This is a genomic window from Bacillus sp. T33-2 (assembly GCF_002860205.1).
Classification (GTDB): domain Bacteria; phylum Bacillota; class Bacilli; order Bacillales; family Cytobacillaceae; genus T33-2.
Genome location: NZ_PGVB01000014.1, coordinates 43,687 through 67,826 on the forward strand (window position 1 = coordinate 43,687; position 24,140 = coordinate 67,826).

The following is a 24,140-nucleotide window of genomic DNA, read 5'->3' on the forward strand; positions in this document are numbered from 1 at the left end:
AAAAAGGAATGCCAAAAGTAGCATTATTAAACCAGGCTGGATCACAAGTTGGCGAAATCGAACTAAACGATTCAGTGTTTGGTATTGAGCCTAACAATAACGTTATGTTTGAGGCGGTTGTTGCCCAAAGAGCATCTCTGCGTCAAGGTACTCATAAAACAAAAATTCGTTCTGAAGTAGCAGGCGGTGGCCGCAAGCCATGGCGCCAAAAAGGCACTGGCCGTGCCCGTCAAGGTTCTATCCGCTCTCCGCAATGGCGCGGCGGTGGTACAGTATTCGGACCAGTTCCACGCAGCTACAGCTACAAACTGCCTAAGAAAGTGCGCCGCCTGGCGATTAAATCCGCTCTTTCTTCAAAGGTATTGGCAGAAGACATCTTGGTGCTTGAAAACCTTGCGTTTGATACACCAAAAACAAAAGAATTCGCTAGCGTATTACAGGGTCTTGCAGTTAACACTAAAGCTCTTATTGTTACTGAAGCTCTGAACGAAAACGTTGCGCTTTCTGCTCGTAACATTCCTGGCATCACAGTTGTTCCTGCTGAAGGAATCAACGTTTTAGATGTTTTGAATCATGATAAGCTGATCATTACAAAAGCAGCGGTTGAAAAAGTAGAGGAGGTGCTTGCATAATGGATGCACGCGATATCATTAAGCGCCCCGTTATTACTGAACGTACTTCTGACTTAATGGCCGAAAAGAAATACACTTTTGACGTTGATGTCAGAGCTAACAAAACTCAAGTTAAAGACGCTGTAGAAGAAATTTTCGGTGTTCAAGTTGAGAAAGTAAACATCATGAACTATAAAGGCAAGTTCAAGCGCATGGGCAAATTCGGCGGTTACACAAACAAGCGTCGTAAAGCCATCGTGAAATTGACTCAAGACAGCAAAGAAATCGAATTGTTCGAAGTATAATCACTTAATAAGAAGAGGAGGGAAACGAAATGGCGATTAAAAAGTACAAACCTACCTCTAACGGTCGTCGTAACATGACAGCGTCTGATTTTGCTGAAATCACGACTAATAAGCCGGAAAAATCCCTGCTTGCTCCATTGAAGAGCAAAGGCGGCCGTAATAACCAAGGTAAGTTAACTGTTCGTCATCAAGGCGGCGGTCATAAACGTCAATATCGTATTATCGATTTTAAACGTAATAAAGATGGCATTCCTGGACGCGTTGCTACGATCGAGTATGATCCAAACCGTTCAGCGAACATCGCATTAATTAACTATGTGGATGGAGAAAAGCGTTACATCCTTGCTCCTAAGAACCTGGAAGTTGGAATGGAAGTAATGGCAGGCCCAACAGCCGACATTAAAGTAGGAAATGCTCTTCCGCTTGTTAACATTCCAGTTGGTACAGTTGTCCACAACATCGAGTTGAAGCCTGGCAAAGGCGGACAATTGGTCCGTTCAGCTGGTACATCTGCACAGGTGCTTGGTAAAGAAGGCAAGTATGTGCTGATCCGCTTAAACTCTGGCGAAGTGCGCATGATCCTTGCGGAATGCCGTGCAACTGTAGGCCAGGTAGGCAATGAACAGCACGAATTGATCAACATCGGTAAAGCAGGTCGTTCACGCTGGTTAGGCAAGCGCCCGACTGTCCGTGGATCTGTAATGAACCCTAACGATCACCCGCACGGTGGTGGTGAAGGACGCGCTCCTATCGGACGTAAATCACCAATGTCACCATGGGGCAAACCAACTCTTGGTTACAAAACACGCAAGAAGAAAAACAAGTCCGACAAGTTTATCGTACGTCGCCGTAAAAAATAACGGGATTGAACTACGGTTCACACGAACCGTAGCGCAATCACGAAGGGAGGTTCAATCATGGGTCGCAGCTTAAAAAAAGGACCTTTTGTTGATGAGCATTTAATCAATAAGATCGAAAAGTTAAATGAAACTGACGGCAAGCAAGTCGTGAAAACATGGTCTCGCCGTTCAACGATCTTCCCACAATTCATCGGACACACTATCGCTGTCTACGATGGTCGCAAACATGTACCTGTATATGTTACTGAAGACATGGTAGGCCACAAGCTTGGAGAATTTGCTCCAACTCGTACTTACAAAGGCCATGCCAGTGACGATAAGAAAACAAGACGTTAATGAGAGGAGGGCATCTTCATGCAAGCTAAAGCTGTTGCTAGAACAGTTCGTATTGCTCCTCGTAAAGCTCGCTTAGTTCTAGATTTAATTCGAGGAAAGCAAGTTGGTGAAGCGGTGGCGATTTTAAACCTTACCCCAAAAGCAGCTTCTCCAATCGTTGAAAAAGTATTGAAATCTGCATTAGCGAACGCAGAGCACAACTATGAAATGGATGTTAACAATCTTGTAGTATCCCAGGCGTATGCCAACGAAGGACCTACATTGAAACGTTTCCGTCCGCGCGCTATGGGCCGCGCAAGCGCAATTAACAAGCGCACAAGCCACATCACTATCGTTTTATCAGAAAAGAAGGAGGGATAATCAGTGGGTCAAAAAGTAAATCCAGTCGGTTTGCGTATCGGAATCATCCGTGATTGGGAATCCAAATGGTACGCAGGCAAAGACTATGCTGATCTTTTGCACGAAGACCTTAAAGTTCGTGAGTACGTGACTAAGCGTTTAAGCGATGCTTCTCTTTCTAAAATAGAAATCGAACGTGCTGCTAACCGTCTAAATGTAACTATCCATACTGCAAAGCCTGGAATGGTTATCGGTAAAGGTGGTACTGAGGTTGAAGCACTCCGAAAAGCGCTGAACCAACTTACTGGCAAACGTGTTCATATAAACATTCTTGAAATCAAAAAAGCTGATATCGATGCGAAATTGGTTGCTGAAAACATTGCACGCCAGCTGGAAAACCGTGTATCTTTCCGCCGTGCACAAAAGCAGGCAATCCAACGCGCAATGCGTGCTGGCGCTAAAGGTATCAAAACAATGGTATCCGGCCGTTTAGGCGGTGCTGATATCGCCCGTTCAGAACATTACAGCGAAGGAACAGTTCCACTTCATACTCTTCGTGCTGATATCGACTACGCTACTGCTGAAGCAGATACAACTTACGGAAAGCTTGGCGTAAAAGTATGGATCTATCGTGGAGAGGTTCTTCCTGCCAAGAAGAAATCCGAGGAAGGAGGCAAATAATATGTTATTGCCTAAACGCGTTAAGTATCGTCGTGAGCACCGCGGAAAAATGCGCGGACGTGCAAAAGGCGGTACAGAAGTAACATTTGGTGAATACGGTTTGCAGGCACTGGACGCTTCCTGGATTACAAACCGCCAGATTGAAGCAGCCCGTATCGCGATGACACGTTATATGAAACGTGGCGGTAAAGTCTGGATCAAAATTTTCCCTCACAAGCCATACACTGCAAAGCCTCTAGAAGTGCGGATGGGTTCCGGTAAAGGTTCTCCTGAAGGCTGGGTAGCAGTTGTTAAACCTGGAAAAGTTATGTTCGAAATTGCTGGCGTTTCTGAAGAAATCGCACGCGAAGCATTACGGCTTGCAGCACACAAACTTCCTGTTAAATGCAAGGTTGTAAAACGAGAAGAAATTGGTGGTGAAACTAATGAAAGCTAATGAAATTCGTGACCTTACCACTGCCGAAATTGAACAAAAAGCTAAATCCCTAAAAGAAGAGCTTTTCAACCTGCGCTTTCAATTAGCGACTGGACAACTTGAAAACACAGCTCGCATTCGTGAAGTACGCAAAGCGATTGCTCGCATGAAAACTGTTATTCGTGAAAGAGAGATTGGCGTCAACAATCGATAAGATGAGAGGAGGCAATCACAATGAGTGAACGCAACCAACGCAAATTGTACACAGGACGCGTTGTATCTGACAAGATGGACAAAACTGTCACTGTTCTTGTTGAAACTTACAAAAAGCATCCTCTGTACGGTAAGCGTGTAAAATACTCTAAAAAGTTTAAAGCTCATGATGAGCAAAACCAGGCAAAAATCGGCGATGTAGTACGTATCATGGAAACTCGTCCGCTTTCTGCTACCAAGCGCTTCCGTCTTGTAGAAGTGGTGGAAAAAGCTGTTATTATCTAATTGTTCGGGATTAAGGTTTATTCCGAAGGGAGGTTACTCGCATGATCCAACAGGAAACACGTTTAAAAGTTGCTGATAACTCAGGAGCACGTGAAGTTCTTACTATTAAAGTCCTTGGCGGCTCTGGCCGTAAGACTGCCAATATCGGTGACGTTATCGTTTGTACAGTGAAACAAGCAACACCAGGCGGCGTTGTTAAAAAAGGTGACGTAGTCAAAGCGGTTGTTGTTCGTACAAAGAGCGGAATGCGCCGTAACGACGGTTCTTACATCCGTTTCGACGAAAATGCTTGTGTAATTATCCGTGACGATAAGAGCCCTCGCGGAACTCGTATCTTCGGACCAGTTGCACGTGAACTTCGCGACAACAACTTTATGAAAATCGTATCATTAGCTCCAGAAGTACTATAATATAAATTTCTATGCCTTTAAGGAGGTGCGCACAGATGCATGTAAAAAAAGGTGACAAAGTTATGGTCATCTCTGGTAAGGACAAAGGCAAAACAGGGATCATCCTTGCAGCTTATCCAAAGCAAAGCCGAGTACTTGTAGAAGGTGTGAATGTTGTTAAAAAACATGCTAAACCTTCCCAGGTGAATCCGCAGGGCGGAATCATCAACCAGGAGGCACCTATCCATGTATCAAACGTTATGCCTATCGACCCGAAATCCGGCCAGCCAACCCGAGTTGGTTTTAAAGAGGAAAACGGCAAAAAAGTACGCGTAGCGAAAAAATCCGGTGAAGTTCTAGATAAATAGTCTATTGATGAAGGGAGGTACAATCGATGAACCGCCTAAAAGAAAAGTTCAATAAAGAAATTACCCCTGCTCTTGTGAGCAAGTTCAACTATAAATCTGTAATGGAAGTACCAAAGCTTGAAAAAATCGTAATCAACATGGGTGTAGGCGACGCTGTTGCCAACGCAAAAGCACTTGATAACGCAGTAGAGGAATTATCGACCATCACAGGCCAAAAGCCAGTTGTAACACGTGCGAAAAAATCCATCGCTGGCTTCCGTCTCCGTGAAGGCATGCCGATCGGAGCGAAAGTAACCCTTCGCGGTGAACGCATGTATGAATTCCTGGACAAGTTAATTTCAGTATCTTTACCACGTGTACGTGACTTCCGCGGTATCTCCAAGAAGTCATTCGACGGACGCGGAAACTACACATTAGGTGTTAAAGAACAGTTAATATTCCCTGAAATTGATTACGATAAAGTAAGTAAAATCCGTGGCATGGACATTGTTATTGTAACGACTGCTAACACTGATGAAGAAGCTCGTGAACTATTAACACAATTCGGAATGCCATTTCAGAAGTAATCTCTAAATAGAGGGAGGCGAAAACGTGGCTAAGAAATCAATGATTGCGAAACAAAAACGCACGCCTAAATACAAGGTACAAGAGTACACTCGTTGTGAGCGCTGCGGACGTCCGCACTCTGTATACCGTAAATTTAAGCTTTGCCGTATTTGTTTCCGTGAATTAGCATACAAAGGACAAATTCCTGGTGTCAAAAAAGCTAGCTGGTAAAACCCAAGTCTGGGAAGGAGGTAAAAATAATGGTCATGACAGATCCGATTGCAGATATGCTTACTCGTATTCGTAACGCGAATATGGTTCGTCACGAAAAGTTGGAAGTACCTGCTTCCAACATGAAGAAGGAAATCGCTGAAATCCTGAAGCGAGAAGGCTTCGTGCGTGACGTCGAATATATCGAAGATAACAAACAAGGTATTATCCGTATCTTCTTAAAATACGGTGCCAATAATGAACGTGTTATTACTGGTCTTAAAAGGATCAGCAAGCCAGGACTTCGCGTTTACGCTAAGTCTACTGAAATGCCACGTGTACTTAACGGTCTGGGAATCGCGCTTGTGTCAACTTCTACCGGTGTATTAACTGATAAAGAAGCTCGTGCAAAGCAAGTTGGCGGAGAAGTTCTAGGATACGTTTGGTAAAACAGTTTCTGAATGAATGGAGGTGCAATAAATGTCTCGCGTAGGTAAAAAACCAATTGAGGTTCCAACTGGCGTCACAGTGGCGCTTGATGACAACCTCGTAACTGTAAAAGGGCCTAAAGGTGAATTGTCTCGTACTTTCAGCCCTGAAATGGAAATTAAAGTTGAAGATAACGTAATCAACATAAGCCGCCCATCCGATGCGAAGCAACATCGTGCATTGCACGGAACAACTCGCGCGGTGTTGGCGAACATGGTTGAAGGTGTATCTAAAGGATTTGAAAGATCACTTGAGCTAGTAGGGGTTGGATACCGTGCATCCAAGCAAGGTAAAAAACTTGTACTAAGTGTCGGTTATTCTCATCCAGTAGAAATCGAGCCTGAAGAAGGCCTTGAAATTGAAGTCCCTGCAAACACGAAGGTGGTTGTAAAAGGTACAGATAAAGAACGTGTTGGCGCACTTGCTGCTAACATCCGCGACGTACGCCCTCCTGAGCCGTATAAAGGTAAAGGTATTCGTTATGAAGGCGAACATGTCCGCCGCAAGGAAGGTAAAACAGGTAAGTAATGCCGCATAGGTTAAACGAAAGGAGTGACGTAAATGATTACGAAGGCTGACAAAAACGCGACTCGCAGAAAAAGACACGCCCGTGTCCGTGCGAAATTAAGCGGAACTGAAGCTCGTCCTCGTTTAAATGTGTTCCGTTCCAACCAACACATTTACGCTCAATTAATCGACGATGTCAATGGAGTTACTGTAGCAAGTGCCTCTACTTTAGATAAAGATTTTAACCTTGAGTCCACAAGCAATCTTGAAGCAGCACAAAAGGTCGGAGAATTGGTTGCCAAGCGCGCTGTTGAAAAAGGATTTTCAAGTGTAGTATTTGACCGTGGCGGATACCTCTACCATGGCCGCATTAAAGCATTGGCAGACGCTGCCCGTGAAAATGGCTTACAATTTTAATCGCAAAAGGAGGGACACATAAAGATGCGTCGTATTGATCCAAACAAACTTGAACTAGAAGAACGCGTGGTTACGGTTAACCGTGTTGCTAAAGTTGTTAAAGGTGGACGCCGTTTCCGTTTCACTGCACTAGTAGTAGTGGGCGACAAAAACGGTTATGTCGGCTTTGGTACTGGTAAAGCACAAGAAGTGCCAGATGCGATCCGCAAAGCAATTGAAGATGCGAAGAAAAACTTGATCCAGGTGCCTATGGTTGGTACAACTGTTCCACACCAAGTTATCGGACGATTTGGTGCTGGTGAAATCCTTCTTAAGCCTGCTTCAGAAGGTACAGGAGTCATTGCCGGCGGACCAGTCCGTGCGGTGCTTGAACTTGCTGGTGTAGCTGACATCCTGTCAAAATCACTGGGATCCAACACACCAATTAATATGGTTCGTGCAACTATGGACGGATTAAAACAACTTAAGCGTGCTGAAGACGTAGCTAAGTTACGCGGTAAATCAGTAGAAGAACTGTTAGGATAAGGAGGGAAATCAAATGGCCAATAAACTAGAAATTACCCTCACTCGCAGCGTTATCGGTCGTCCGCAAGACCAGCGCGAAACAGTTAAAGCTCTTGGATTGCGCAAGATGCACCAGACAGTTGAACATCAGGATAATGCTGCGATCCGCGGCATGATCACGAAAGTAGCCCATCTTGTAACAGTTGTTGAAAAATAAATTTTATTCTTCTTAATAATAAGGAGGTGCCAACATGAAACTTCACGAACTAAAGCCTGCAGAAGGATCCCGCCAGGAACGCAAGCGCAAAGGGCGCGGTATCGGTTCAGGGAACGGTAAAACTGCCGGAAAAGGTCATAAAGGTCAAAATGCACGTTCTGGCGGAGGTGTACGTCCTGGATTCGAGGGTGGTCAAACTCCTTTGTTCCAACGTCTGCCTAAGCGCGGTTTCACGAACATCAACCGCAAAGAATATGCAGTTGTTAACCTTGATGCTTTAAACCAGTTCGAAGACGGAACAGAAGTGACTCCAGAACTTCTAATTGAAACTGGGCTTGTAAGAAAAGAGTTAGCAGGCATTAAAATTCTTGCTAACGGCAAGATCGAGAAAAAGCTTACAGTTAAAGCCCATAAGTTCTCCTCTGCCGCCAAAGAAGCAATTGAAGCAGCCGGCGGTCAAACTGAGGTGATTTAATGTTTCAAACAATCTCCAATTTTATGCGCGTGGGTGAAATTAGAAATAAAATCTTATTCACCCTTTTAATGTTGATTGTATTTCGCATTGGCGCTTTTATCCCGGTGCCAGGTGTAAATTCAGATATATTAAAAGCACAGGATGACTTGAATGTTTTCGGTGTCCTGAATACTTTTGGCGGCGGTGCGCTGCAAAACTTCTCGATTCTTGCTATGGGCATCATGCCGTATATCACAGCATCGATCATCGTACAGCTTTTGCAAATGGATGTAGTGCCAAAGTTTACGGAATGGTCTAAGCAGGGAGAAGTAGGGCGCCGTAAACTGGCTCAGTTTACACGCTATTTCACGATTGTGCTCGGTTTTATCCAGGCGCTGGGCATGTCCTACGGCTTTAATAATATGGCCAATGGCATGCTCATTAGTGACACAAGCATCACAAACTATCTTCTCATTGCGTTAGTGCTGACTGCCGGGACTGCATTTTTAATGTGGCTGGGCGAACAGATTACCGCAAAAGGAGTAGGCAACGGTATATCAATTATTATCTTTGCCGGTATCGCAGCAGGAATGCCGACAATGGTTAACCAAATCTATGCACAACAGTTCGAAAATGCAGGCGAAGAGCTTTTCCTGCGGATTTTAACTGTTGTATTAATCGCATTAGCTGTTATCGCAATTATTGTTGGAGTTATCTTTGTGCAGCAGGCCAACCGTAAAATTCCTATCCAGTATGCAAAACGCATGCAGGCAGGGAGCAATCAGGTGGGCGGACAATCAACACATCTTCCGTTGAAAGTAAATGCTGCCGGAGTAATCCCGGTTATCTTTGCGATATCATTTGTCGTCACTCCTCCGACGATTGCACAATTCTTCGGAACGAATGACGTTACCACTTGGATAATCGAAACGTTTGATTACACACAGCCGATCGGCATGATCGTCTATGTTGCTTTAATCATTGCGTTCACATATTTTTATGCATTTATCCAGGTCAACCCTGAGCAGGTAGCTGAAAACTTAAAGAAACAGGGCGGTTATGTGCCTGGCATTCGCCCAGGGAAAACAACTCAGGAATATTTAACGAGGGTCTTATACCGTTTGACCCTGGTTGGTGCTTTATTCCTGGCGGTCATTTCAGTTCTGCCTGTGTTCTTCATTAAGTTTGCGGGATTGCCGCAATCAGTCCAGATTGGCGGAACAAGCTTGCTCATCGTAGTTGGTGTAGCACTGGAAACAATGAAACAGCTGGAAGCCCAGCTTGTAAAACGCCATTATAAAGGTTTTATTAAATAAAGTTTAGGGGACATGGTGTTCCCTAAACTGTAAACATAATGGCTCGAGGGGGATTTCTTGTGAATTTAGTTTTGATGGGCCTTCCGGGTGCGGGCAAAGGCACACAGGCCGAAAAAATTGTGGAAAAATACCACATCCCTCATATCTCGACTGGAGATATGTTCCGTGCAGCTATAAAAGAAGGAACGGAACTAGGTTTAAAAGCAAAGTCATTCATGGATAAGGGTGAACTTGTCCCTGATGAAGTGACGATCGGGATTGTCCGCGAGCGCTTAAGCAAGGAAGACAGCCAGAAAGGGTTTCTTCTTGATGGTTTTCCACGCACAGTTGCCCAGGCGGAAGCACTCGAAAACATGCTTGCAGGGCTGGGCAAGAAGCTTGATTATGTCATCAACATAGACGTCGATCAAGAAATCCTCATGGAGCGGTTGACAGGCCGCCGCATCTGTAAAAACTGCGGAGCGACATACCATCTTGTGTTTAACCCTCCGGCAGTTGAGGGTGTATGCGACCGTTGCGGGGGAGAACTGTACCAGCGTGCCGATGATAACGCGGAAACAGTTCAAAACCGCCTTGATGTGAACATGCAGCAGGCGAAGCCGCTTTTAGGCTTTTACGAGGATAGGGGCTACTTGCGCAATTTCAATGGTCAGCAGGATATAAACAAAGTATTTGCTGATATCGATGGGTTGCTTGGGGGCTTAAATTAATGATCATTTGCAAAACCCCTCGTGAAATAGAAATCATGCGGGAAGCCGGACGCATCGTTGCGCTTACCCATCAGGAGCTGAAGAAACATATCGTTCCTGGTATCAGTACGAAAGAACTGGACGCCATTGCTGAAGATTTCATCCTAAGCCATGATGCTGTCCCATCTTTTAAAGGTTATAATGGGTTCCGGGGCAGCATATGTGCGTCGGTGAACAATGAGCTAGTTCACGGGATACCTGGAGAACGGGTTCTTCATGAAGGCGATGTAATCAGCATCGATATTGGTGCAAAATTCAACGGATATCATGGTGATTCTGCCTGGACATATCCAGTTGGAAGTATAGATAAAGAGACCCGGCGCCTGTTGGACGTTACGGAAGAATCTCTTTACCTTGGCCTGAAGGAAGCGAAGCCAGGTGAACGTCTATCGAACATCTCTCACGCGATTCAATCGTATGTGGAATCAAACGGCTTTTCTATTGTTCGCGAGTATGTCGGCCATGGTATCGGGCAAGAATTACATGAGGACCCGCAAATTCCTCATTACGGTCCCCCGAATAAAGGGCCGAGGTTAAAACCTGGCATGGTTCTTTGTGTTGAACCAATGGTGAATGCAGGAAGCCGGTATGTCAAAACTCTGACCGATAACTGGACAGTCGTAACGGTGGACGGAAAGCGGTGCGCTCACTTCGAGCATACTATCGCGATCACTGAAACTGGTTACGAGATTTTAACAAAAGCCTGAAGTTAGATGATCGATTTAGACCAGTCCGTTCAAAAAGGTCATATTTCAGCCAAATTGGCGACTGTTGCCGGTCATTATGGTATAATTATAAGGTTGAAGAACGCCCCGTTTGTAAAACACATATGACTTGAAGAAGGGAGACTAAGTTCGATGGCGAAAGATGATGTAATTGAAGTGGAAGGCACAGTGGTTGAAACTTTGCCAAATGCGATGTTTAAGGTAGAATTAGAGAACGGTCATTCGGTGCTGGCTCATGTTTCTGGAAAAATCCGAATGCATTTCATCCGGATCCTTCCTGGAGACAAAGTGACTGTAGAGCTATCTCCATATGATTTGACTCGCGGACGTATTACCTACCGCTTTAAATAAACTGATGCACTCCGTACTATCAAGGAGGTTAGAGTAATGAAAGTGAGACCATCTGTTAAGCCCATCTGCGAAAAATGCAAAGTCATACGCAGACGCGGCAAAGTAATGGTGATCTGTGAAAACCCTAAGCATAAACAAAAACAAGGTTAAAACTGAAGGAGGTGCGCATTTAGATGGCACGTATTGCTGGTGTAGATATTCCTCGTGAAAAACGTATAGTAATCGCTTTAACATATATTTTTGGGATCGGCAGGCCAACTGCTGAAAAAGTTCTTGCAGAAGCTGGTGTTTCTGAAGACACTCGTGTCCGTGATTTAACTGAAGAAGAGTTAAACAAAATCCGTGACATTATTGACAGATTAAAGGTTGAAGGTGACCTTCGCCGTGAGGTTTCTTTAAACATCAAGCGTTTAATGGAAATTGGTTCATATCGTGGTTTGCGTCATCGTCGTGGTCTTCCTGTCCGCGGACAAAATACGAAGAACAATGCCCGTACTCGTAAAGGTCCTCGTAAGACTGTAGCTAACAAGAAAAAATAATCGGTAAAGGAGGTAATCAGTTAAAATGGCTCGTAAAACTAATACCCGCAAACGCCGCGTCAAAAAGAATATTGAAGCCGGAATTGCGCATATTCGTTCAACTTTCAATAATACAATCGTAACTATTACTGATGTACATGGAAATGCTCTTTCCTGGTCAAGCGCAGGTGCCCTTGGATTCAAAGGATCACGTAAGTCCACTCCATTCGCAGCACAAATGGCCGCAGAGACAGCAGCTAAAGTTTCCATGGAACATGGCATGAAAACTCTTGAAGTAACTGTTAAAGGACCAGGTGCCGGACGTGAAGCAGCTATCCGTGCTCTTCAGGCAGCAGGCCTTGAAGTTACTGCGATTAAAGATGTTACTCCAGTTCCACATAACGGCTGCCGCCCGCCAAAACGTCGCCGTGTTTAATTTTTCTGTATAGATTTTGTATCCCTGTCTATAATGGGATATGATACAATTTTTTTCTTATGCAGAAAACTTAATCCAGTTGTTGTGCACTGACGGGAACGTATACATGGGGGAATTTCGGTATGTCAGAAATGCCGGGGTTTCGACGTTTTGAAGGAGGGTATATTTTTGATGATCGAAATAGAAAAACCAAAAATCGAAACGGTTGATATCAGCGGTGATGCCAAATACGGCAAATTTGTCGTAGAACCGCTTGAGCGTGGATATGGTACAACTTTGGGTAACTCCTTACGTCGTATCCTATTATCTTCACTCCCAGGTGCCGCTGTTACAGCGATTCAAATCGATGGTGTGCTTCATGAGTTCTCAACAATTGAAGGCGTAGTAGAAGACGTAACATCTATTATTTTAAATGTAAAAAAACTGGCTTTGAAAATTTATTCGGATGAAGAGAAGACATTGGAAATCGATATGCAGGGTGAAGGAGCAGTTCTTGCTTCAAACATCAGTCATGACAGCGATGTTGAAATCCTGAATCCAGATCTTCGTATTGCTACTCTTTCCAATAAAGGTTCATTACGTATGCGCCTGACGGCAAGAAGGGGACGAGGCTATACGCCTGCAGACCAAAATAAGCGCGAAGACCAGCCGATCGGGGTCATCCCAATCGATTCTATTTACACACCAGTTTCTCGTGTAACCTATCAGGTAGAAAATACCCGTGTAGGCCAAATGACTAACTACGATAAGCTGACATTTGACGTTTGGACAGATGGAAGCACAGGTCCAAAAGAAGCAATCGCTTTGGGGGCCAAAATTTTGACCGAGCATTTGAACATCTTTGTCGGCCTTACAGATGAAGCTCAAAACGCTGAAATCATGGTTGAAAAAGAAGAAGACCAAAAAGAAAAAGTCCTTGAAATGACTATTGAAGAACTTGATCTTTCTGTTCGTTCTTATAACTGCTTGAAGCGTGCCGGAATCAATACCGTCCAGGAGCTTGCACATAAGACGGAAGAAGATATGATGAAGGTCCGCAACCTTGGAAGAAAATCGTTAGAAGAAGTAAAAGCAAAACTAGAAGAGCTTGGACTGGGCTTACGTAAAGATGACTAGTTAATAGCCAATTAACTAGGCATTTTGCTGTTAGCTGCGAAAAGCCGAATCTTGACTTCAACAAAGGAGGGAAACACTCATGCCATACAGAAAGTTAGGACGCACTAGCGCCCAACGTAAAGCGATGCTGCGTGACTTGACAACTGACCTAATCATCAACGAGCGTATTGAAACAACTGAAACCCGTGCGAAAGAACTTCGTTCAGTTGTAGAAAAAATGATCACTCTTGGAAAACGTGGTGACCTTCACGCTCGCCGTCAGGCAGCTGCTTGGGTACGCAATGAAGTAGCAAATGGTGAAACAAACCAGGATGCACTTCAAAAGTTATTCTCTGATATCGCTCCTCGTTACCAAGAGCGCCAGGGTGGTTATACTCGCATCATGAAACTTGGACCTCGCCGCGGTGATGGCGCGCCAATGGTTATCATTGAGCTAGTTTAATAAGCTGAAAACACAACAAGGGCGATGGAGAAGTTTATACAAACTTGTTTCATCCCCTTTTTTCTTTAGCAGGAGTTCCCTGAAAACAGTATAGTAAGTAACAAGCCAAAAACGAGCGTTATGATGAGCGTTAATATCAACATATTATATGCCGAACTGCAGTGCTTCAACTGTGCAAACCTGCACGATGGAAAGCGCGCGCAGTCGGGGGATAGCCTTTTCAGGGGCTGCCACTGTCAATGTGGCTGGCAACCTATCAACCAGATGGTCGTTAGGGCAATCCTTTAATGTCTCGTCTAGCTCATGCACCTCCTCCCATTCCTTAACAGGATCGAGAGTTTCATGCGGATTCACGCTTTCCGCACGGAGCGAGGTGCAGGCTTTTTTTATATATCCTGTTTTTTTTTGCGGGAGCGCATGTAACAATAAACTGGTAAAGCAGAGATAGAGAGAAGCAGAGCTGAGAGGAGGAACGGCATGAAAAAGCCTCTAGTAACATTAAAGAATGTAACCTACCAATATGAAGGACAGCAAACCCCCGCATTAAAAAATGTGAGTTTTGACATTTTTGAAGGGGAATGGCTGGCAATTGTGGGCCATAACGGTTCAGGGAAATCCACGCTCGCAAAGCTGTTAAACGGCCTTCAGTTTGCTGGAGAAGGGTCGATCACGGTTGGCGGGGTCAGCCTGAATGAGGAAACCGTTTGGGATGTACGTAAACAAATTGGGATGGTATTTCAGAATCCGGATAATCAATTCGTAGGCACTACAGTTCAGGATGATGTGGCTTTTGGTCTGGAAAACCATGGGGTTCCACAAAAGGTTATGATAGAACGTGTGCAGGACTCGTTAAAAAAAGTTAACATGGAAGCTTTTCTCGATCAAGAGCCGCACCATCTTTCTGGGGGACAAAAACAGAGGGTTGCCATCGCGGGAGTACTGGCGTTGCGGCCGGCCATTATCATTTTGGACGAGGCAACGTCCATGCTGGATCCGCGCGGGCGTGAAGAGGTTTTAGAAACCGTAAGGACCTTGAAAGATAAAGAAAACATCACAGTCATTTCGATTACCCATGATCTTGAAGAGGCCGCTAAAGCCGATCGCATCCTGGTCATGAACAAGGGTGAATTATTCCGCGAAGGTACCGCGGAAGAAATATTTCAAATGGACGAACAACTGGTTGAGCTTGGGCTCGATATCCCCTTCCCAGTAAAGGTAAGCAAGGCATTAAAACAAAAAGGACTTCCAGTAACAAGGCTTTATTTAACGGAAGAAGAGTTGGTGGCAGAACTATGGACATCTCACTTAAAAATGTAGAATACCGCTACCAGGCCAATACACCATTTGAGCGCCTTGCGATATCAGATGTATCGATTGACATCCCATCAGGGCGATACATTGCTATCATCGGCCATACTGGTTCAGGGAAATCAACAGTACTGCAGCACCTGAACGCTTTATTGAAGCCCACGAAGGGAACCGTATTGCTTGGCAGCCGGGAAATCAAAGCCAACCGGAAGGAAAAAAACTTAAAAGAAATCCGCCAGCATGTCGGCATTGTATTTCAATTCCCTGAGCATCAGCTGTTTGAAGAAACAGTTGAAAAAGATATTTGCTTTGGGCCAATGAATTTTGGCGTGTCCGAAGCTGACGCAAAAGTACGTGCAAGAGAAGCGATCCGGCAGGTTGGGCTGCCTGATGAGATTCTCTCAAAATCTCCGTTTGATTTATCGGGAGGCCAAATGCGCCGGGTGGCAATTGCCGGTGTGCTTGCAATGGATCCTGAAGTGATTGTTCTTGATGAGCCGACAGCCGGTCTGGATCCCCGGGGGCGCAAAGAGATTATGGACCTATTTTACCGGCTTCATAAGGAAAGAAACCTCTCAACTGTCCTTGTGACGCACAGCATGGAGGATGCCGCAATGTACGCTGATGAAATTGTGATCATGCATCAGGGCTCAGTCTATAGAAAAGGGACACCGGCAGAAATCTTTTCTTCACCCGAAAGCCTCGCCAAGCTTGGATTGGATGTGCCTGAGGTTGTGCGCATGCAGATGAAGCTGGAACATGCTTTCCAGACAAAATTCCCGAAGACATGCTTAACAATCGATGAACTTACTGAGACTGTTGCCGCCTTCATGCACAGGAGGGTACCGAAATGATGGACAAAATGATATTCGGGCGCTATGTGCCGGCAGATTCAGTCCTGCACCGGATGGATCCGCGCTCCAAGCTGTTAATTGTGTTCCTGTACGTTTGTATCGTATTCATTGCAAACAATTTCTTCACTTATGCACTTTTAGCATTATACACATTATGGATGGCTGCCCTGTCGAAGATTAAACCACGATTTTTATATTCCGGTTTGAAGCCGGTGCTTTGGCTCGTCATTTTCACCTTGTTCCTGCATGTCTTTTTGACAAAAGAAGGTGACCTTTTGTATGAGCTTGGATGGCTGCGAATATACGAGGAAGGGATCCGGCAGGGGATCTTCATTTCGTTGCGGTTCCTTCTGCTTATCGTCATGACATCCCTGTTGACCCTAACGACAACACCAATAGAAATTACGGACGGGCTGGAATCTTTGCTGGGCCCGTTAAAAAGGTTCAAGTTCCCCGTTCACGAGCTGTCCTTGATGATGTCGATTTCACTCAGGTTCATCCCGACACTGATGCAGGAAACGGATAAAATCATGAAAGCCCAGATGGCCAGAGGAGTAGAGTATGCGAGCGGACCTCTTAAGCAAAGGGTTCTGGCAATCATCCCGCTGTTAATTCCGCTGTTTGTGAGCTCGTTTAAACGGGCCGAGGAGCTGGCAGTGGCAATGGAAGCCCGGGGCTACCGCGGCGGGGAAGGCCGGACGAAATACAGGCAGCTGAGATGGTCATTCCGTGATACCGGCATGATGCTCGTGCTGGGCGCACTTACCGTGACTCTCGTCGTGTTGAGAGGTTAACCATTATGGAGAAAAAGAGATATAAATCCATCATTTCTTATGATGGTACCAATTTCTCGGGGTACCAGGTCCAACCGGGAAAAAGGACTGTCCAGGGAGAAATTCAGGCCACACTGTCAAAGCTGCATAAAGGGGCGGAAATAAAGATCAGTGCTTCAGGCCGGACGGATGCAGGGGTCCATGCAAAAGGACAAGTTATCCATTTTGATTCTCCGCTCACCATACCGCAAGCAAAATGGGAGGTGGCCCTGAACTCGCTCCTGCCGGAAGATATTGCGGTCAATTCTGTCAAACGGGTTCACAACGCCTTTCATGCCCGTTATGATGCGCTGGGGAAGGAGTACCGCTACTTTATTTTCCCATCGAAGAAACGTGATCCTTTCAGCAGGAATTATGCCTATCAATTTCCATACCAACTTGATTGCACACGGATGAAGGAAGCTTTAAAATATCTCATCGGGACACATGACTTCACGAGCTTTTGCTCGGCAAAAACGGAAGTTGACGACAGGATCAGGACGATAGAGGAAATTGAATTATTCGAGGAGGGGGAACTCCTGGTATTTCGATTTGTCGGAAATGGTTTTTTATACAACATGGTACGAATACTTGTCGGAACGCTGCTCGAGGTCGGCACCGGTGAAAGAGATCCTTACGGGCTTAGGGCAATCCTCAAGGGAAAAGACCGCAGCTTGGCAGGAAAGACGGCCCCTGGCCACGGATTGTATTTATGGGAAGTATTCTACCCGCAAGATTAATATCTTATTTATGAAAAATGTCCATGACAACTAATCCTGGTGTTGACATTTGGGCCACGACGAGATATTATATCATATGGTATGTATTTTAACCCCACGATAAGCCCCGGAAAGTTTATTCGTGTAAAATATATCTAGCCAACGGAATGGATTTTTTTATTATTTAGGAGGGAAACACTCAATGCGTACAACGTTTATGGCTAATGCCAATAATATTGAGCGTAAATGGTACGTAGTTGATGCACAAGGCAAGACTCTTGGACGCCTTGCAAGCGAAGTTGCATCAATCCTACGTGGTAAACATAAACCAACTTACACACCACATGTAGACACTGGCGATCACGTCATCATCATTAATGCTTCTGAGATCGAATTGACTGGAAAAAAACTTACTGACAAAATCTACTACCGCCATACAATGCATCCAGGTGGATTAAAGACAAGAACAGCTCTTGAAATGCGCACTAACTACCCAACAAAAATGTTGGAGCTTGCAATCAAAGGCATGCTTCCAAAAGGTTCCCTTGGACGCCAAATGTTCAAAAAATTACACGTGTATGCTGGAAATGAGCATCCACACCAAGCACAACAACCAGAAGTTTACGAACTTCGTGGATAATTATTAAGGAGGTTATTAACTTGGCACAGGTTCAATATATTGGTACCGGCCGTCGTAAGAGCTCCGTTGCACGAGTTCGTTTAGTACCAGGCGATGGCAAAATCATTATCAACGGTCGTGAAATCGAAGAATATATCCCATTTGCAGCTTTACGCGAAGTCGTAAAACAGCCATTAGTAGCAACTGAAACACTAGGCGGCTACGATGTGCTAGTGAACGTGAGCGGCGGCGGCTACACAGGCCAGGCTGGCGCAATCCGCCACGGAATTGCCCGTGCATTGCTTCAGGCTGACCCTGAATACCGTCCATCATTAAAGAGTGCAGGCTTGCTGACTCGTGACGCACGCATGAAAGAACGTAAGAAATACGGTCTTAAAGGCGCCCGTCGTGCACCTCAGTTCTCTAAGCGTTAATTTTATTGTATGCAACAAAAGCTCCAGTTACACTGGGGCTTTTTTTAATGCTTTTTTACCACAAATGTCCTGGCAGGAAAACTGGAAACGGAATCTTTGCCGCACCCTGAATTAGTACATGTTGAAGGTAAAAAATATCTTCAAGGGGTGAGAAACTTTGAATGTGATTACAACCTTCAAAGAAAAAAGAAGAGAAAAACAAATTAAATATGAGCGGTCTATGCTCCGAGAACTATCGATAAAAATACTTCAGGAAAGAGTAAAGCATTATTTCGGGTCATCCCGGTTTACGTCCGGTTTAATCATGAATGCCGGCATAGAGGAAGCTTGTTATGACGTCGCGATTGAAGCGTATTTGCTTGGAGCAAAATTCGGACGTTTTGGATATTATGGCGAGTCCGCAGAAATGGCCAGAAAGCGCTGCAGGCCGGAAGAGAGCCACCTGATAGATACTTTGTACAACTTTTTCCTGTTCTGGGGTAAAGGTGATGAAGGGTTATTCAGCGAATCCCTTTATTATCTTTGTGACCAGTACGTGGACAGCTGGTGGAGAGACGGATTTCAAAGAGGAGAAAAACGTTATAAATTACGGCTTCACTGAGAACCTCCACAACATGCTGTTCTAAACACCCTTCCTGTCCCATATATTGAATAACAGGGACAAGCGCGGGGAAGGGTGATGATTTTGTTAAGACGTATGAAAAAGGCCGCATTTGCTGCCGGGCTCATCCTGCTTTTTTTTATATTGCATTACGATTTCATGGAAAACGATTCATGGGAATCCTGGAACCTGCCGCTGACAGGTAAAATTATTTTACTGGACCCTGGACACGGAGGGGTCGATCCAGGGGCGGTAGAAAGTGATGGGATTGAAAAAGAAATTGCATTAAATGTCTCGTTGATATTGCGGGACTATCTGCAGCAGCAGGGCGCCCTAGTCATTATGACCCGAGAGACAGATGCTGACCTTGCTGACAAAGGCTTAAAAGGGTTCAGCCGCAGGAAAGTGCAGGATTTAAAAAGACGGCTTGATATGATCAATGAGTCTGAAGCCGATTTTTTTGCCAGCATACACCTTAATGCCATTCCTTCATCCAGATGGCACGGGGCGCAGACATTTTATTCAACCCGGCATCCGGAAAGCAAACGGGCCTCAAGGTTCATTCAGGAGGAACTGCGCCGGAATTTGGAGAATACTGACCGGAAAGCCAAGCCAGCCAATCAGATATACCTGCTGAAGAATACCAAAAAGCCTGGAGTACTTGTGGAAATCGGCTTTTTATCCAATCCAACAGAGCGGGAAAATTTGAAACGGGACGAATATCAGGAAAAAGTAGCGGCTTCTATCTATGAAGGGATTCTCCGCTATTACACGAATGAAAGAAAATTTATCAGGTGATGATATGAAGGCCTAGGCCTTCTTTTTCATTTTAAAGGGTATCATTATGATGACAAACGGGTAACAATTTGATAGGCAAGTGTGATTGGTTTAACATTTCGAACTTTAATCGTTATGTTATACTTGAACTATTATTAAAAGAAGGTTGGTGTAGCCATGTTAGCTGAACAAAAAGTCCGCGAGCTTCTCAAAGACCTGAAGGATCCATTTTTACATAGAACGTTAGAAGAACTAAACGCAATCCAGGAAATAAAAATTAAAGCGGAAAAAAGCCATGTAAGCGTGAAGATAGCGATTGCAAAAACAGGGACGGCAGAACAGCTGCAGCTTCAAACACACATCGTGAATATATTGAAAGGAGCCGGAGCGGAAACAGTCGGTATCAGATTCACCGAACTGCCCCCGGATGAGCTTTCTAAGTACCAACAAGATAAACGAGAAGATCAAGGGCTTTTGAACAGCGATACCGCTTTCATCGCGATTGCCAGCGGAAAAGGCGGTGTGGGGAAATCTACAGTATCGGTCAACCTCGCTGTATCCCTGGCGCGCCTTGGCAAGAAAGTCGGGCTTGTTGACGCTGACATATATGGTTTCAGTGTTCCTGATATGATGGGCATCACGAAGCGGCCGGTCGTACGTGGAGAAAAAATCATCCCTGTTGAAAGATTCGGCGTAAAAGTCATCTCAATGGGCTTTTTCGTTGAAGATAATGCACCGATCATCTGGCGGGGGCCGATGCTCGGCAAAATGCTGAACAATTTCTTTAATGATGTTGAATGGGGCGAGCTTGATTACCTTCTGCTCGATTTACCGCCTGGAACAGGCGATGTCGCCCTTGATGTCCATAATATGCTCCCATCCTGCAAAGAAATCATCGTCACAACACCGCACCCAACAGCAGCTTTTGTAGCGGCCCGGGCAGGTGCAATGGCACTGCGCACTGAGCATGAGATCCTGGGAGTAATTGAAAACATGTCTTATTTTGAAAGTAAATTGACCGGTGAAAGAGAACATGTTTTTGGCCAGGGTGGTGGAGAGAAGCTCGCAGAGGAGCTGAAGACCAGCCTGTTAGGCAAGCTGCCCCTTGCCCAGCCTGATTGGAATGAAGAGGATTTTGCGCCTTCCATCTATCACGAAGACCATCAGCTCGGGGCGATTTACACTGGTGTTGCCCAAAATATTTTACGCCTGCTGGAAAAATAAAGAAACTCACCGAATGGCGGTCGGGCCCCTGCGTCGAGTCGTCTAGGTTGCTGCCATTTTATTATTTCTTAAAGTGTAAAAAAGTGAAGCCTCTCCAACATTACACCTGGAGAGGCTTGTTTATTCTTTGTAGGGCCGGGATCATCAGCATGGAAGTCTGACATCATAACGGGGGTATTTAATAAAGTGCGGCATCAAACAGTGGCATTACTGGCCGCCACCGCCTGCACCACCGCCGCCAGCGCCTGTACCACCGCTACTTTCCTGGCCTCCGCCTCCTCCCGCTCCGCCGCCTTGTTTACCGGATTGCATTTGGGCAGCGGACTTTTGCATGAGGCTTTGCAACTTGGCCTGATAGAGCGGGCTTTCGAAAGTTTCGGTTATGACTGTTTGCAGATGCTGCCGGTACTCCTTACTTTTCAGCACGTTGGTTATTTCCTTTTCCAGTTCGGGGTCTTTGAGTACTTCGATCATCATTGCCCGGTACTCGGGATCCTTCATTAAATCCTTTAATAATTGTTCATTTTCATTTTTCATGCTCTGGCCCATTGCTGCGGCAAACTTTGGATCTTGGTACGATTTCTTAAGCATGTCGGTTCCTTTATCGGATGTAAGGGTGGTTTTAATCGTATCTGATACCATTGACTGGTCCAGTACGAGCTGTTCCTTCATTTTTCCATCGGACATGATTTCCTGCATAGCTTTTTTTCCGTCATCAGTTTGTATTATATCGACAACCATTTTTTTTGTATCTTCATAATTGATATGCTCCCCGCCTGCTTCAGATTGGGCACAGCCCGTAATGATGTATAAAGCTATGACGGGGAGGAGCCACTTCGCTTGCTTGTACATATTAATTCCCCTTTCACATAAACGGCCTCAATTTTAGAATGGTATATATAAGGATTATTATTCGCTTGAAAGACAATGCCTAGATTTTTCATAAACTGGTTGGTACAATCAAGGTTGAGTGATTTTATTTATGGGGGAAAATGAGAGTGACTAGCCGGAATTGGGTTAAACTGTTTCTTTCTACTTTGCTTGTCGGTGGTTTGACGTCAGGAGTGGTCGGGTTCATTGTTAAATGGGATGAATTTGAACCTTATTTTGTACATTTTGAGGTAATAGATATCATATCGACTTTTTTGTGGTTGTTCGGGGTTGGGCTGATTTTCAGCATACTAAGCCAAATGGGTTTTTTCGCCTATCTGACAGTTCACCGCTTCGGACTTGGTATTTTCAAATCAGTGTCATTATGGAACACAGTACAGGTCGTCCTCATTGCATTTGTTCTTTTTGATTTAGTGTATCTTCGTTATCAGGCCTTTGCTGAAAAAACCGAAGGAATTGTGCCGTACTTGTTGCTTGCAGTTTTCATTTTTGTTGTCGGTGTCGCCGCTGCGTTCCTGAAAGCAGGACAGACAAATAAAGAGGCTTTTATTCCGGCATTATTTTTCATGGTGGTCGTAACAGTAGTTGAATTGGTACCGGTACTCAGGGTGAATGAGATCAGCTGGATTTATCTGATGCTGTTCTCGCTTTTAGCGTGTAATGCGTACCAGCTTTTGAGGCTTCACAAATTAAACCAAAAATCACTTGAAGAACGAAACCAGGCAACTAAAAAACCGTCCAAAGCATAGTTTGGACGGTTATTTTATTTCTCTGGAATTGGTTTTTGCATTGGCAATCATTTCTGATACGGTTATAAATTTTAAATTGCTGTTTCTGATAGATTGTATTACATGGGGAAGGGCTTCTTTTGTCTGCTTCGCGGAATCAGACGCATGCATAAGGATGATATCTCCTTTTTTTGCTTCGGATGCGTTTTCAACGATCACTTGGACACCGGGATTAGTCCAATCCTTTGAATCCAGGCTCCAGTGAACAACAGTATACCCGAGGCGGTCGGCGATTTTTAGTGTACGCTGGTCGAAATGGCCGGTAGGTGCACGCACAAGCTCAATATTTTTCACGTTTAGCTTTTTAAACGCCTCCTGCGCCTTAAGAAGATCCTGCCTTATTTTAGATTCTTCCAGCTCGGTGTAATCTTTGTACTCATAGCCGAGAATACCGATTTCGTATCCTTCCTTCACCATTCTGCTCACCAGCTCAGGATGGCGCTCCGCCCAGGCGCCGGAAAGAAAAAACGTCACCGATTTTACATTGTTACTCTTCAAGGTATCAAGGATAGGTTCTGCTTTTTCATCCCCCCAGCCGATATTGAAGGTAAGTGCTAAATCCTGTTCTCCCTTATAAACTGCCTTCGGGCCATCTTTAGTTGAAAAAACGGGCATTTGTACGATATTTTCCATGAAGAAAAACCATGCTGTAAAAAAAGCAGCCAGAATGATAACCAATAATTGTTTAATTGACCTCCCATTCAATACTAAAAAGAAACTCATGATCATCCCACCTCGTCCTAAACAATCCTTGTCTAATTTTTATGTTTAGGTGCTGAATATATGATAAAAAGTTATGATAAAAAATCCTGGAAGTGGAAAAGACTACAATAACGAACATATATAAGGGGTGTATTTATGCTTGGGGTGTTAATTAATAAACAGGAAATGAAGGAGATGGAGTATTTAATCAAACGGGAACTGGATGAAATATTGTTTGACTTGAGTGATGAACGGATTGATTTTATCGTCAAAAATGCAATGAAGGAAAGATATAAAATTCTATTTTCTCTTTTTAAACGAATCGCTCCTCCAAGTGAATGTTTTAAATATATGCTTCCGCCAAAGACCGCTTTGAAAAATTGATTCAACGTTAAAAACAAAATTAATGGTTGACTCGTTTTTATAAAGCTGTTATATTAATAAACGTCGCTGCTGACGCTGCGAAGAATAATAAAAAAGTTGTTGACGATAAGCTAACAACGTGTTATTATTAAAAAGTCGCCCATAAGCGACAACAACATTAAAATTGCTCTTTGAAAACTAAACAAACAAGCGTCAACAAACAATAACCATCATGTTTCTTCTATATGA

Annotated in this window: 42 protein-coding genes; 39 read left to right on the forward strand and 3 right to left on the reverse strand. The window is 44.5% G+C overall.

Annotation, left to right across the window (positions count from 1 at the left end; translation table 11 throughout):
• Positions 1–8 precede the first annotated feature (8 nt).
• From rplD to rplQ, 28 genes are all read left to right on the forward strand, one after another.
• Positions 9–632: a 50S ribosomal protein L4 gene (gene rplD, locus CVD19_RS11850; RefSeq protein WP_101582081.1), complete on the forward strand. Its 624-nt coding sequence runs from the start codon at positions 9–11 to the stop codon at positions 630–632.
• The gene (gene rplW, locus CVD19_RS11855) at positions 629–916 is read left to right on the forward strand and encodes a 50S ribosomal protein L23 (protein WP_180953603.1); all 288 of its coding nucleotides are present in this window, start codon (positions 629–631) and stop codon (positions 914–916) included. The genes rplD and rplW overlap by 4 nt, the downstream gene beginning before the upstream one ends.
• A 29-nt stretch (positions 917–945) precedes the next feature.
• Positions 946–1,776 (forward strand): 50S ribosomal protein L2, encoded by an 831-nt coding sequence (rplB, locus tag CVD19_RS11860; RefSeq protein WP_101582083.1) that lies wholly within the window; start codon positions 946–948, stop codon positions 1,774–1,776.
• A gap of 57 nt (positions 1,777–1,833) precedes the next feature.
• Positions 1,834–2,112, forward strand: a complete 279-nt coding sequence (gene rpsS, locus CVD19_RS11865; protein ID WP_101582084.1) for a 30S ribosomal protein S19 — start codon at positions 1,834–1,836, stop codon at positions 2,110–2,112.
• Positions 2,113–2,130: 18 nt separating this feature from the next.
• Complete coding sequence (gene rplV / locus CVD19_RS11870; RefSeq protein ID WP_101582085.1) at positions 2,131–2,472, forward strand: 50S ribosomal protein L22; 342 nt, start codon at positions 2,131–2,133, stop codon at positions 2,470–2,472.
• Positions 2,473–2,475: 3 nt separating this feature from the next.
• Positions 2,476–3,132, forward strand: coding sequence for a 30S ribosomal protein S3 (gene rpsC, locus CVD19_RS11875; protein WP_101582086.1), 657 nt, complete (start codon positions 2,476–2,478; stop codon positions 3,130–3,132).
• Between the two features lies 1 nt (position 3,133).
• Positions 3,134–3,568, forward strand: a complete 435-nt coding sequence (gene rplP / locus CVD19_RS11880; RefSeq protein ID WP_101582087.1) for a 50S ribosomal protein L16 — start codon at positions 3,134–3,136, stop codon at positions 3,566–3,568.
• Positions 3,558–3,761, forward strand: a complete 204-nt coding sequence (gene rpmC, locus CVD19_RS11885) for a 50S ribosomal protein L29 (RefSeq protein WP_101582088.1) — start codon at positions 3,558–3,560, stop codon at positions 3,759–3,761. Before rplP ends, rpmC begins: the two co-directional genes overlap by 11 nt.
• Before the next feature lie 20 nt (positions 3,762–3,781).
• On the forward strand, positions 3,782–4,045 hold the full coding sequence (gene rpsQ, locus CVD19_RS11890; protein ID WP_101582089.1) for a 30S ribosomal protein S17: 264 nt from the start codon (positions 3,782–3,784) through the stop codon (positions 4,043–4,045).
• Positions 4,046–4,086: 41 nt separating this feature from the next.
• Positions 4,087–4,455: a 50S ribosomal protein L14 gene (gene rplN, locus CVD19_RS11895; RefSeq protein WP_101582090.1), complete on the forward strand. Its 369-nt coding sequence runs from the start codon at positions 4,087–4,089 to the stop codon at positions 4,453–4,455.
• 35 nt (positions 4,456–4,490) lie between these two features.
• Positions 4,491–4,802, forward strand: coding sequence for a 50S ribosomal protein L24 (gene rplX, locus CVD19_RS11900; RefSeq protein ID WP_101582091.1), 312 nt, complete (start codon positions 4,491–4,493; stop codon positions 4,800–4,802).
• Positions 4,803–4,828: 26 nt separating this feature from the next.
• On the forward strand, positions 4,829–5,368 hold the full coding sequence (gene rplE, locus CVD19_RS11905) for a 50S ribosomal protein L5 (RefSeq protein WP_101582092.1): 540 nt from the start codon (positions 4,829–4,831) through the stop codon (positions 5,366–5,368).
• 25 nt (positions 5,369–5,393) lie between these two features.
• Positions 5,394–5,579 (forward strand): 30S ribosomal protein S14, encoded by a 186-nt coding sequence (gene rpsN / locus CVD19_RS11910; protein WP_009499044.1) that lies wholly within the window; start codon positions 5,394–5,396, stop codon positions 5,577–5,579.
• Positions 5,580–5,608: 29 nt separating this feature from the next.
• Positions 5,609–6,007, forward strand: a complete 399-nt coding sequence (gene rpsH, locus CVD19_RS11915) for a 30S ribosomal protein S8 (RefSeq protein ID WP_101582093.1) — start codon at positions 5,609–5,611, stop codon at positions 6,005–6,007.
• A 31-nt stretch (positions 6,008–6,038) separates the two neighbouring features.
• Positions 6,039–6,575 carry a 50S ribosomal protein L6 gene (rplF, locus tag CVD19_RS11920; protein ID WP_101582094.1) on the forward strand — a complete coding sequence of 179 codons (537 nt, stop codon included), beginning with the start codon at positions 6,039–6,041 and terminating at the stop codon, positions 6,573–6,575.
• A 33-nt stretch (positions 6,576–6,608) separates the two neighbouring features.
• Entirely contained in the window at positions 6,609–6,971 is a 363-nt protein-coding gene (gene rplR / locus CVD19_RS11925; protein WP_101582095.1) for a 50S ribosomal protein L18, read from the forward strand.
• A gap of 24 nt (positions 6,972–6,995) precedes the next feature.
• Positions 6,996–7,496 carry a 30S ribosomal protein S5 gene (gene rpsE / locus CVD19_RS11930; RefSeq protein ID WP_101582096.1) on the forward strand — a complete coding sequence of 167 codons (501 nt, stop codon included), beginning with the start codon at positions 6,996–6,998 and terminating at the stop codon, positions 7,494–7,496.
• A 13-nt stretch (positions 7,497–7,509) separates the two neighbouring features.
• Positions 7,510–7,692, forward strand: coding sequence for a 50S ribosomal protein L30 (rpmD, locus tag CVD19_RS11935; protein ID WP_101582097.1), 183 nt, complete (start codon positions 7,510–7,512; stop codon positions 7,690–7,692).
• A 34-nt stretch (positions 7,693–7,726) separates the two neighbouring features.
• The gene (gene rplO / locus CVD19_RS11940; RefSeq protein ID WP_101582098.1) at positions 7,727–8,167 is read left to right on the forward strand and encodes a 50S ribosomal protein L15; all 441 of its coding nucleotides are present in this window, start codon (positions 7,727–7,729) and stop codon (positions 8,165–8,167) included.
• Positions 8,167–9,462 carry a preprotein translocase subunit SecY gene (gene secY / locus CVD19_RS11945; RefSeq protein WP_101582099.1) on the forward strand — a complete coding sequence of 432 codons (1,296 nt, stop codon included), beginning with the start codon at positions 8,167–8,169 and terminating at the stop codon, positions 9,460–9,462. Before rplO ends, secY begins: the two co-directional genes overlap by 1 nt.
• Positions 9,463–9,521: 59 nt before the next feature.
• On the forward strand, positions 9,522–10,172 hold the full coding sequence (locus tag CVD19_RS11950; RefSeq protein ID WP_101582100.1) for an adenylate kinase: 651 nt from the start codon (positions 9,522–9,524) through the stop codon (positions 10,170–10,172).
• On the forward strand, positions 10,172–10,918 hold the full coding sequence (gene map / locus CVD19_RS11955; protein WP_101582101.1) for a type I methionyl aminopeptidase: 747 nt from the start codon (positions 10,172–10,174) through the stop codon (positions 10,916–10,918). Before CVD19_RS11950 ends, map begins: the two co-directional genes overlap by 1 nt.
• A gap of 150 nt (positions 10,919–11,068) precedes the next feature.
• On the forward strand, positions 11,069–11,287 hold the full coding sequence (gene infA, locus CVD19_RS11960; protein ID WP_096155951.1) for a translation initiation factor IF-1: 219 nt from the start codon (positions 11,069–11,071) through the stop codon (positions 11,285–11,287).
• 36 nt (positions 11,288–11,323) lie between these two features.
• Complete coding sequence (gene rpmJ, locus CVD19_RS11965) at positions 11,324–11,437, forward strand: 50S ribosomal protein L36 (RefSeq protein ID WP_000868344.1); 114 nt, start codon at positions 11,324–11,326, stop codon at positions 11,435–11,437.
• 23 nt (positions 11,438–11,460) lie between these two features.
• A complete protein-coding gene (rpsM, locus tag CVD19_RS11970; protein ID WP_101582102.1) occupies positions 11,461–11,826 on the forward strand; it encodes a 30S ribosomal protein S13 in 366 nt (121 codons plus the stop codon).
• Positions 11,827–11,851: 25 nt separating this feature from the next.
• Entirely contained in the window at positions 11,852–12,241 is a 390-nt protein-coding gene (gene rpsK, locus CVD19_RS11975; RefSeq protein WP_101582103.1) for a 30S ribosomal protein S11, read from the forward strand.
• Between the two features lie 171 nt (positions 12,242–12,412).
• A complete protein-coding gene (locus CVD19_RS11980) occupies positions 12,413–13,357 on the forward strand; it encodes a DNA-directed RNA polymerase subunit alpha (RefSeq protein WP_101582119.1) in 945 nt (314 codons plus the stop codon).
• A 79-nt stretch (positions 13,358–13,436) separates the two neighbouring features.
• Entirely contained in the window at positions 13,437–13,799 is a 363-nt protein-coding gene (rplQ, locus tag CVD19_RS11985) for a 50S ribosomal protein L17 (RefSeq protein WP_101582104.1), read from the forward strand.
• Positions 13,800–13,943: 144 nt separating this feature from the next.
• On the opposite strand, the gene CVD19_RS24715 is transcribed toward rplQ, so the two are convergent.
• The gene (locus CVD19_RS24715) at positions 13,944–14,108 is read right to left on the reverse strand and encodes a hypothetical protein (RefSeq protein WP_180953601.1); all 165 of its coding nucleotides are present in this window, start codon (positions 14,106–14,108) and stop codon (positions 13,944–13,946) included.
• A gap of 168 nt (positions 14,109–14,276) precedes the next feature.
• On the opposite strand from CVD19_RS24715, the gene CVD19_RS11995 reads away from it, so the two are divergent.
• From CVD19_RS11995 to CVD19_RS12035, 9 genes are all read left to right on the forward strand, one after another.
• Positions 14,277–15,116, forward strand: coding sequence for an energy-coupling factor ABC transporter ATP-binding protein (locus CVD19_RS11995; RefSeq protein WP_101582106.1), 840 nt, complete (start codon positions 14,277–14,279; stop codon positions 15,114–15,116).
• Positions 15,092–15,961: an energy-coupling factor ABC transporter ATP-binding protein gene (locus tag CVD19_RS12000; protein ID WP_101582107.1), complete on the forward strand. Its 870-nt coding sequence runs from the start codon at positions 15,092–15,094 to the stop codon at positions 15,959–15,961. The genes CVD19_RS11995 and CVD19_RS12000 overlap by 25 nt, the downstream gene beginning before the upstream one ends.
• Complete coding sequence (locus CVD19_RS12005) at positions 15,958–16,755, forward strand: energy-coupling factor transporter transmembrane component T family protein (protein ID WP_101582108.1); 798 nt, start codon at positions 15,958–15,960, stop codon at positions 16,753–16,755. Before CVD19_RS12000 ends, CVD19_RS12005 begins: the two co-directional genes overlap by 4 nt.
• A 5-nt stretch (positions 16,756–16,760) precedes the next feature.
• A complete protein-coding gene (truA, locus tag CVD19_RS12010) occupies positions 16,761–17,513 on the forward strand; it encodes a tRNA pseudouridine(38-40) synthase TruA (RefSeq protein ID WP_101582109.1) in 753 nt (250 codons plus the stop codon).
• Positions 17,514–17,694: 181 nt separating this feature from the next.
• The gene (gene rplM, locus CVD19_RS12015; protein ID WP_101582110.1) at positions 17,695–18,132 is read left to right on the forward strand and encodes a 50S ribosomal protein L13; all 438 of its coding nucleotides are present in this window, start codon (positions 17,695–17,697) and stop codon (positions 18,130–18,132) included.
• Positions 18,133–18,152: 20 nt separating this feature from the next.
• Positions 18,153–18,545, forward strand: coding sequence for a 30S ribosomal protein S9 (gene rpsI, locus CVD19_RS12020; RefSeq protein ID WP_101582111.1), 393 nt, complete (start codon positions 18,153–18,155; stop codon positions 18,543–18,545).
• A 157-nt stretch (positions 18,546–18,702) separates the two neighbouring features.
• Positions 18,703–19,146 (forward strand): YbaK family protein, encoded by a 444-nt coding sequence (locus CVD19_RS12025; RefSeq protein ID WP_101582112.1) that lies wholly within the window; start codon positions 18,703–18,705, stop codon positions 19,144–19,146.
• An 84-nt stretch (positions 19,147–19,230) separates the two neighbouring features.
• The gene (gene cwlD, locus CVD19_RS12030; RefSeq protein WP_101582120.1) at positions 19,231–19,944 is read left to right on the forward strand and encodes an N-acetylmuramoyl-L-alanine amidase CwlD; all 714 of its coding nucleotides are present in this window, start codon (positions 19,231–19,233) and stop codon (positions 19,942–19,944) included.
• A gap of 156 nt (positions 19,945–20,100) precedes the next feature.
• The gene (locus CVD19_RS12035) at positions 20,101–21,147 is read left to right on the forward strand and encodes an Mrp/NBP35 family ATP-binding protein (RefSeq protein ID WP_101582113.1); all 1,047 of its coding nucleotides are present in this window, start codon (positions 20,101–20,103) and stop codon (positions 21,145–21,147) included.
• A gap of 207 nt (positions 21,148–21,354) precedes the next feature.
• Here CVD19_RS12035 and gerD read toward each other — a convergent pair whose 3' ends face one another.
• Positions 21,355–21,999: a spore germination lipoprotein GerD gene (gene gerD, locus CVD19_RS12040; protein ID WP_101582114.1), complete on the reverse strand. Its 645-nt coding sequence runs from the start codon at positions 21,997–21,999 to the stop codon at positions 21,355–21,357.
• A 146-nt stretch (positions 22,000–22,145) separates the two neighbouring features.
• On the opposite strand from gerD, the gene CVD19_RS12045 reads away from it, so the two are divergent.
• Entirely contained in the window at positions 22,146–22,787 is a 642-nt protein-coding gene (locus CVD19_RS12045) for a KinB-signaling pathway activation protein (RefSeq protein WP_101582115.1), read from the forward strand.
• Between the two features lie 9 nt (positions 22,788–22,796).
• On the opposite strand, the gene pdaB is transcribed toward CVD19_RS12045, so the two are convergent.
• The gene (gene pdaB, locus CVD19_RS12050; protein WP_101582116.1) at positions 22,797–23,549 is read right to left on the reverse strand and encodes a polysaccharide deacetylase family sporulation protein PdaB; all 753 of its coding nucleotides are present in this window, start codon (positions 23,547–23,549) and stop codon (positions 22,797–22,799) included.
• A gap of 135 nt (positions 23,550–23,684) precedes the next feature.
• Between pdaB and CVD19_RS12055 the strand changes: the two genes are divergently transcribed.
• Complete coding sequence (locus CVD19_RS12055; RefSeq protein ID WP_101582117.1) at positions 23,685–23,912, forward strand: hypothetical protein; 228 nt, start codon at positions 23,685–23,687, stop codon at positions 23,910–23,912.
• The last annotated feature ends 228 nt before the right edge of the window (positions 23,913–24,140 follow it).

What these genes read in the sequence shown, in the direction of transcription:
- rplX (WP_101582091.1), top strand. Translation starts at nt 4,491, where the DNA reads ATGCATGTAAAAAAAGGTGACAAAGTTATGGTCATCTCTGGTAAGGAC.
- rpsK (WP_101582103.1), top strand. Translation starts at nt 11,852, where the DNA reads ATGGCTCGTAAAACTAATACCCGCAAACGCCGCGTCAAAAAGAATATT.
- rplM (WP_101582110.1), top strand. Translation starts at nt 17,695, where the DNA reads ATGCGTACAACGTTTATGGCTAATGCCAATAATATTGAGCGTAAATGG.
- CVD19_RS12035 (WP_101582113.1), top strand. Translation starts at nt 20,101, where the DNA reads ATGTTAGCTGAACAAAAAGTCCGCGAGCTTCTCAAAGACCTGAAGGAT.
- rplR (WP_101582095.1), top strand. Translation starts at nt 6,609, where the DNA reads ATGATTACGAAGGCTGACAAAAACGCGACTCGCAGAAAAAGACACGCC.
- rpmD (WP_101582097.1), top strand. Translation starts at nt 7,510, where the DNA reads ATGGCCAATAAACTAGAAATTACCCTCACTCGCAGCGTTATCGGTCGT.
- rplN (WP_101582090.1), top strand. Translation starts at nt 4,087, where the DNA reads ATGATCCAACAGGAAACACGTTTAAAAGTTGCTGATAACTCAGGAGCA.
- CVD19_RS11995 (WP_101582106.1), top strand. Translation starts at nt 14,277, where the DNA reads ATGAAAAAGCCTCTAGTAACATTAAAGAATGTAACCTACCAATATGAA.
- rplF (WP_101582094.1), top strand. Translation starts at nt 6,039, where the DNA reads ATGTCTCGCGTAGGTAAAAAACCAATTGAGGTTCCAACTGGCGTCACA.
- gerD (WP_101582114.1), bottom strand. Translation starts at nt 21,999, where the DNA reads ATGTACAAGCAAGCGAAGTGGCTCCTCCCCGTCATAGCTTTATACATC.
- rpmJ (WP_000868344.1), top strand. Translation starts at nt 11,324, where the DNA reads ATGAAAGTGAGACCATCTGTTAAGCCCATCTGCGAAAAATGCAAAGTC.
- rpsM (WP_101582102.1), top strand. Translation starts at nt 11,461, where the DNA reads ATGGCACGTATTGCTGGTGTAGATATTCCTCGTGAAAAACGTATAGTA.
- rplD (WP_101582081.1), top strand. Translation starts at nt 9, where the DNA reads ATGCCAAAAGTAGCATTATTAAACCAGGCTGGATCACAAGTTGGCGAA.
- rpsE (WP_101582096.1), top strand. Translation starts at nt 6,996, where the DNA reads ATGCGTCGTATTGATCCAAACAAACTTGAACTAGAAGAACGCGTGGTT.
- CVD19_RS11980 (WP_101582119.1), top strand. Translation starts at nt 12,413, where the DNA reads ATGATCGAAATAGAAAAACCAAAAATCGAAACGGTTGATATCAGCGGT.
- secY (WP_101582099.1), top strand. Translation starts at nt 8,167, where the DNA reads ATGTTTCAAACAATCTCCAATTTTATGCGCGTGGGTGAAATTAGAAAT.
- rpmC (WP_101582088.1), top strand. Translation starts at nt 3,558, where the DNA reads ATGAAAGCTAATGAAATTCGTGACCTTACCACTGCCGAAATTGAACAA.
- CVD19_RS12055 (WP_101582117.1), top strand. Translation starts at nt 23,685, where the DNA reads ATGCTTGGGGTGTTAATTAATAAACAGGAAATGAAGGAGATGGAGTAT.
- pdaB (WP_101582116.1), bottom strand. Translation starts at nt 23,549, where the DNA reads ATGAGTTTCTTTTTAGTATTGAATGGGAGGTCAATTAAACAATTATTG.
- rplE (WP_101582092.1), top strand. Translation starts at nt 4,829, where the DNA reads ATGAACCGCCTAAAAGAAAAGTTCAATAAAGAAATTACCCCTGCTCTT.
- rpsQ (WP_101582089.1), top strand. Translation starts at nt 3,782, where the DNA reads ATGAGTGAACGCAACCAACGCAAATTGTACACAGGACGCGTTGTATCT.
- infA (WP_096155951.1), top strand. Translation starts at nt 11,069, where the DNA reads ATGGCGAAAGATGATGTAATTGAAGTGGAAGGCACAGTGGTTGAAACT.
- rplP (WP_101582087.1), top strand. Translation starts at nt 3,134, where the DNA reads ATGTTATTGCCTAAACGCGTTAAGTATCGTCGTGAGCACCGCGGAAAA.
- rpsH (WP_101582093.1), top strand. Translation starts at nt 5,609, where the DNA reads ATGGTCATGACAGATCCGATTGCAGATATGCTTACTCGTATTCGTAAC.
- rplO (WP_101582098.1), top strand. Translation starts at nt 7,727, where the DNA reads ATGAAACTTCACGAACTAAAGCCTGCAGAAGGATCCCGCCAGGAACGC.
- CVD19_RS12005 (WP_101582108.1), top strand. Translation starts at nt 15,958, where the DNA reads ATGATGGACAAAATGATATTCGGGCGCTATGTGCCGGCAGATTCAGTC.
- rplQ (WP_101582104.1), top strand. Translation starts at nt 13,437, where the DNA reads ATGCCATACAGAAAGTTAGGACGCACTAGCGCCCAACGTAAAGCGATG.
- map (WP_101582101.1), top strand. Translation starts at nt 10,172, where the DNA reads ATGATCATTTGCAAAACCCCTCGTGAAATAGAAATCATGCGGGAAGCC.
- rpsS (WP_101582084.1), top strand. Translation starts at nt 1,834, where the DNA reads ATGGGTCGCAGCTTAAAAAAAGGACCTTTTGTTGATGAGCATTTAATC.
- rplB (WP_101582083.1), top strand. Translation starts at nt 946, where the DNA reads ATGGCGATTAAAAAGTACAAACCTACCTCTAACGGTCGTCGTAACATG.
- rplV (WP_101582085.1), top strand. Translation starts at nt 2,131, where the DNA reads ATGCAAGCTAAAGCTGTTGCTAGAACAGTTCGTATTGCTCCTCGTAAA.
- truA (WP_101582109.1), top strand. Translation starts at nt 16,761, where the DNA reads ATGGAGAAAAAGAGATATAAATCCATCATTTCTTATGATGGTACCAAT.
- CVD19_RS12000 (WP_101582107.1), top strand. Translation starts at nt 15,092, where the DNA reads ATGGACATCTCACTTAAAAATGTAGAATACCGCTACCAGGCCAATACA.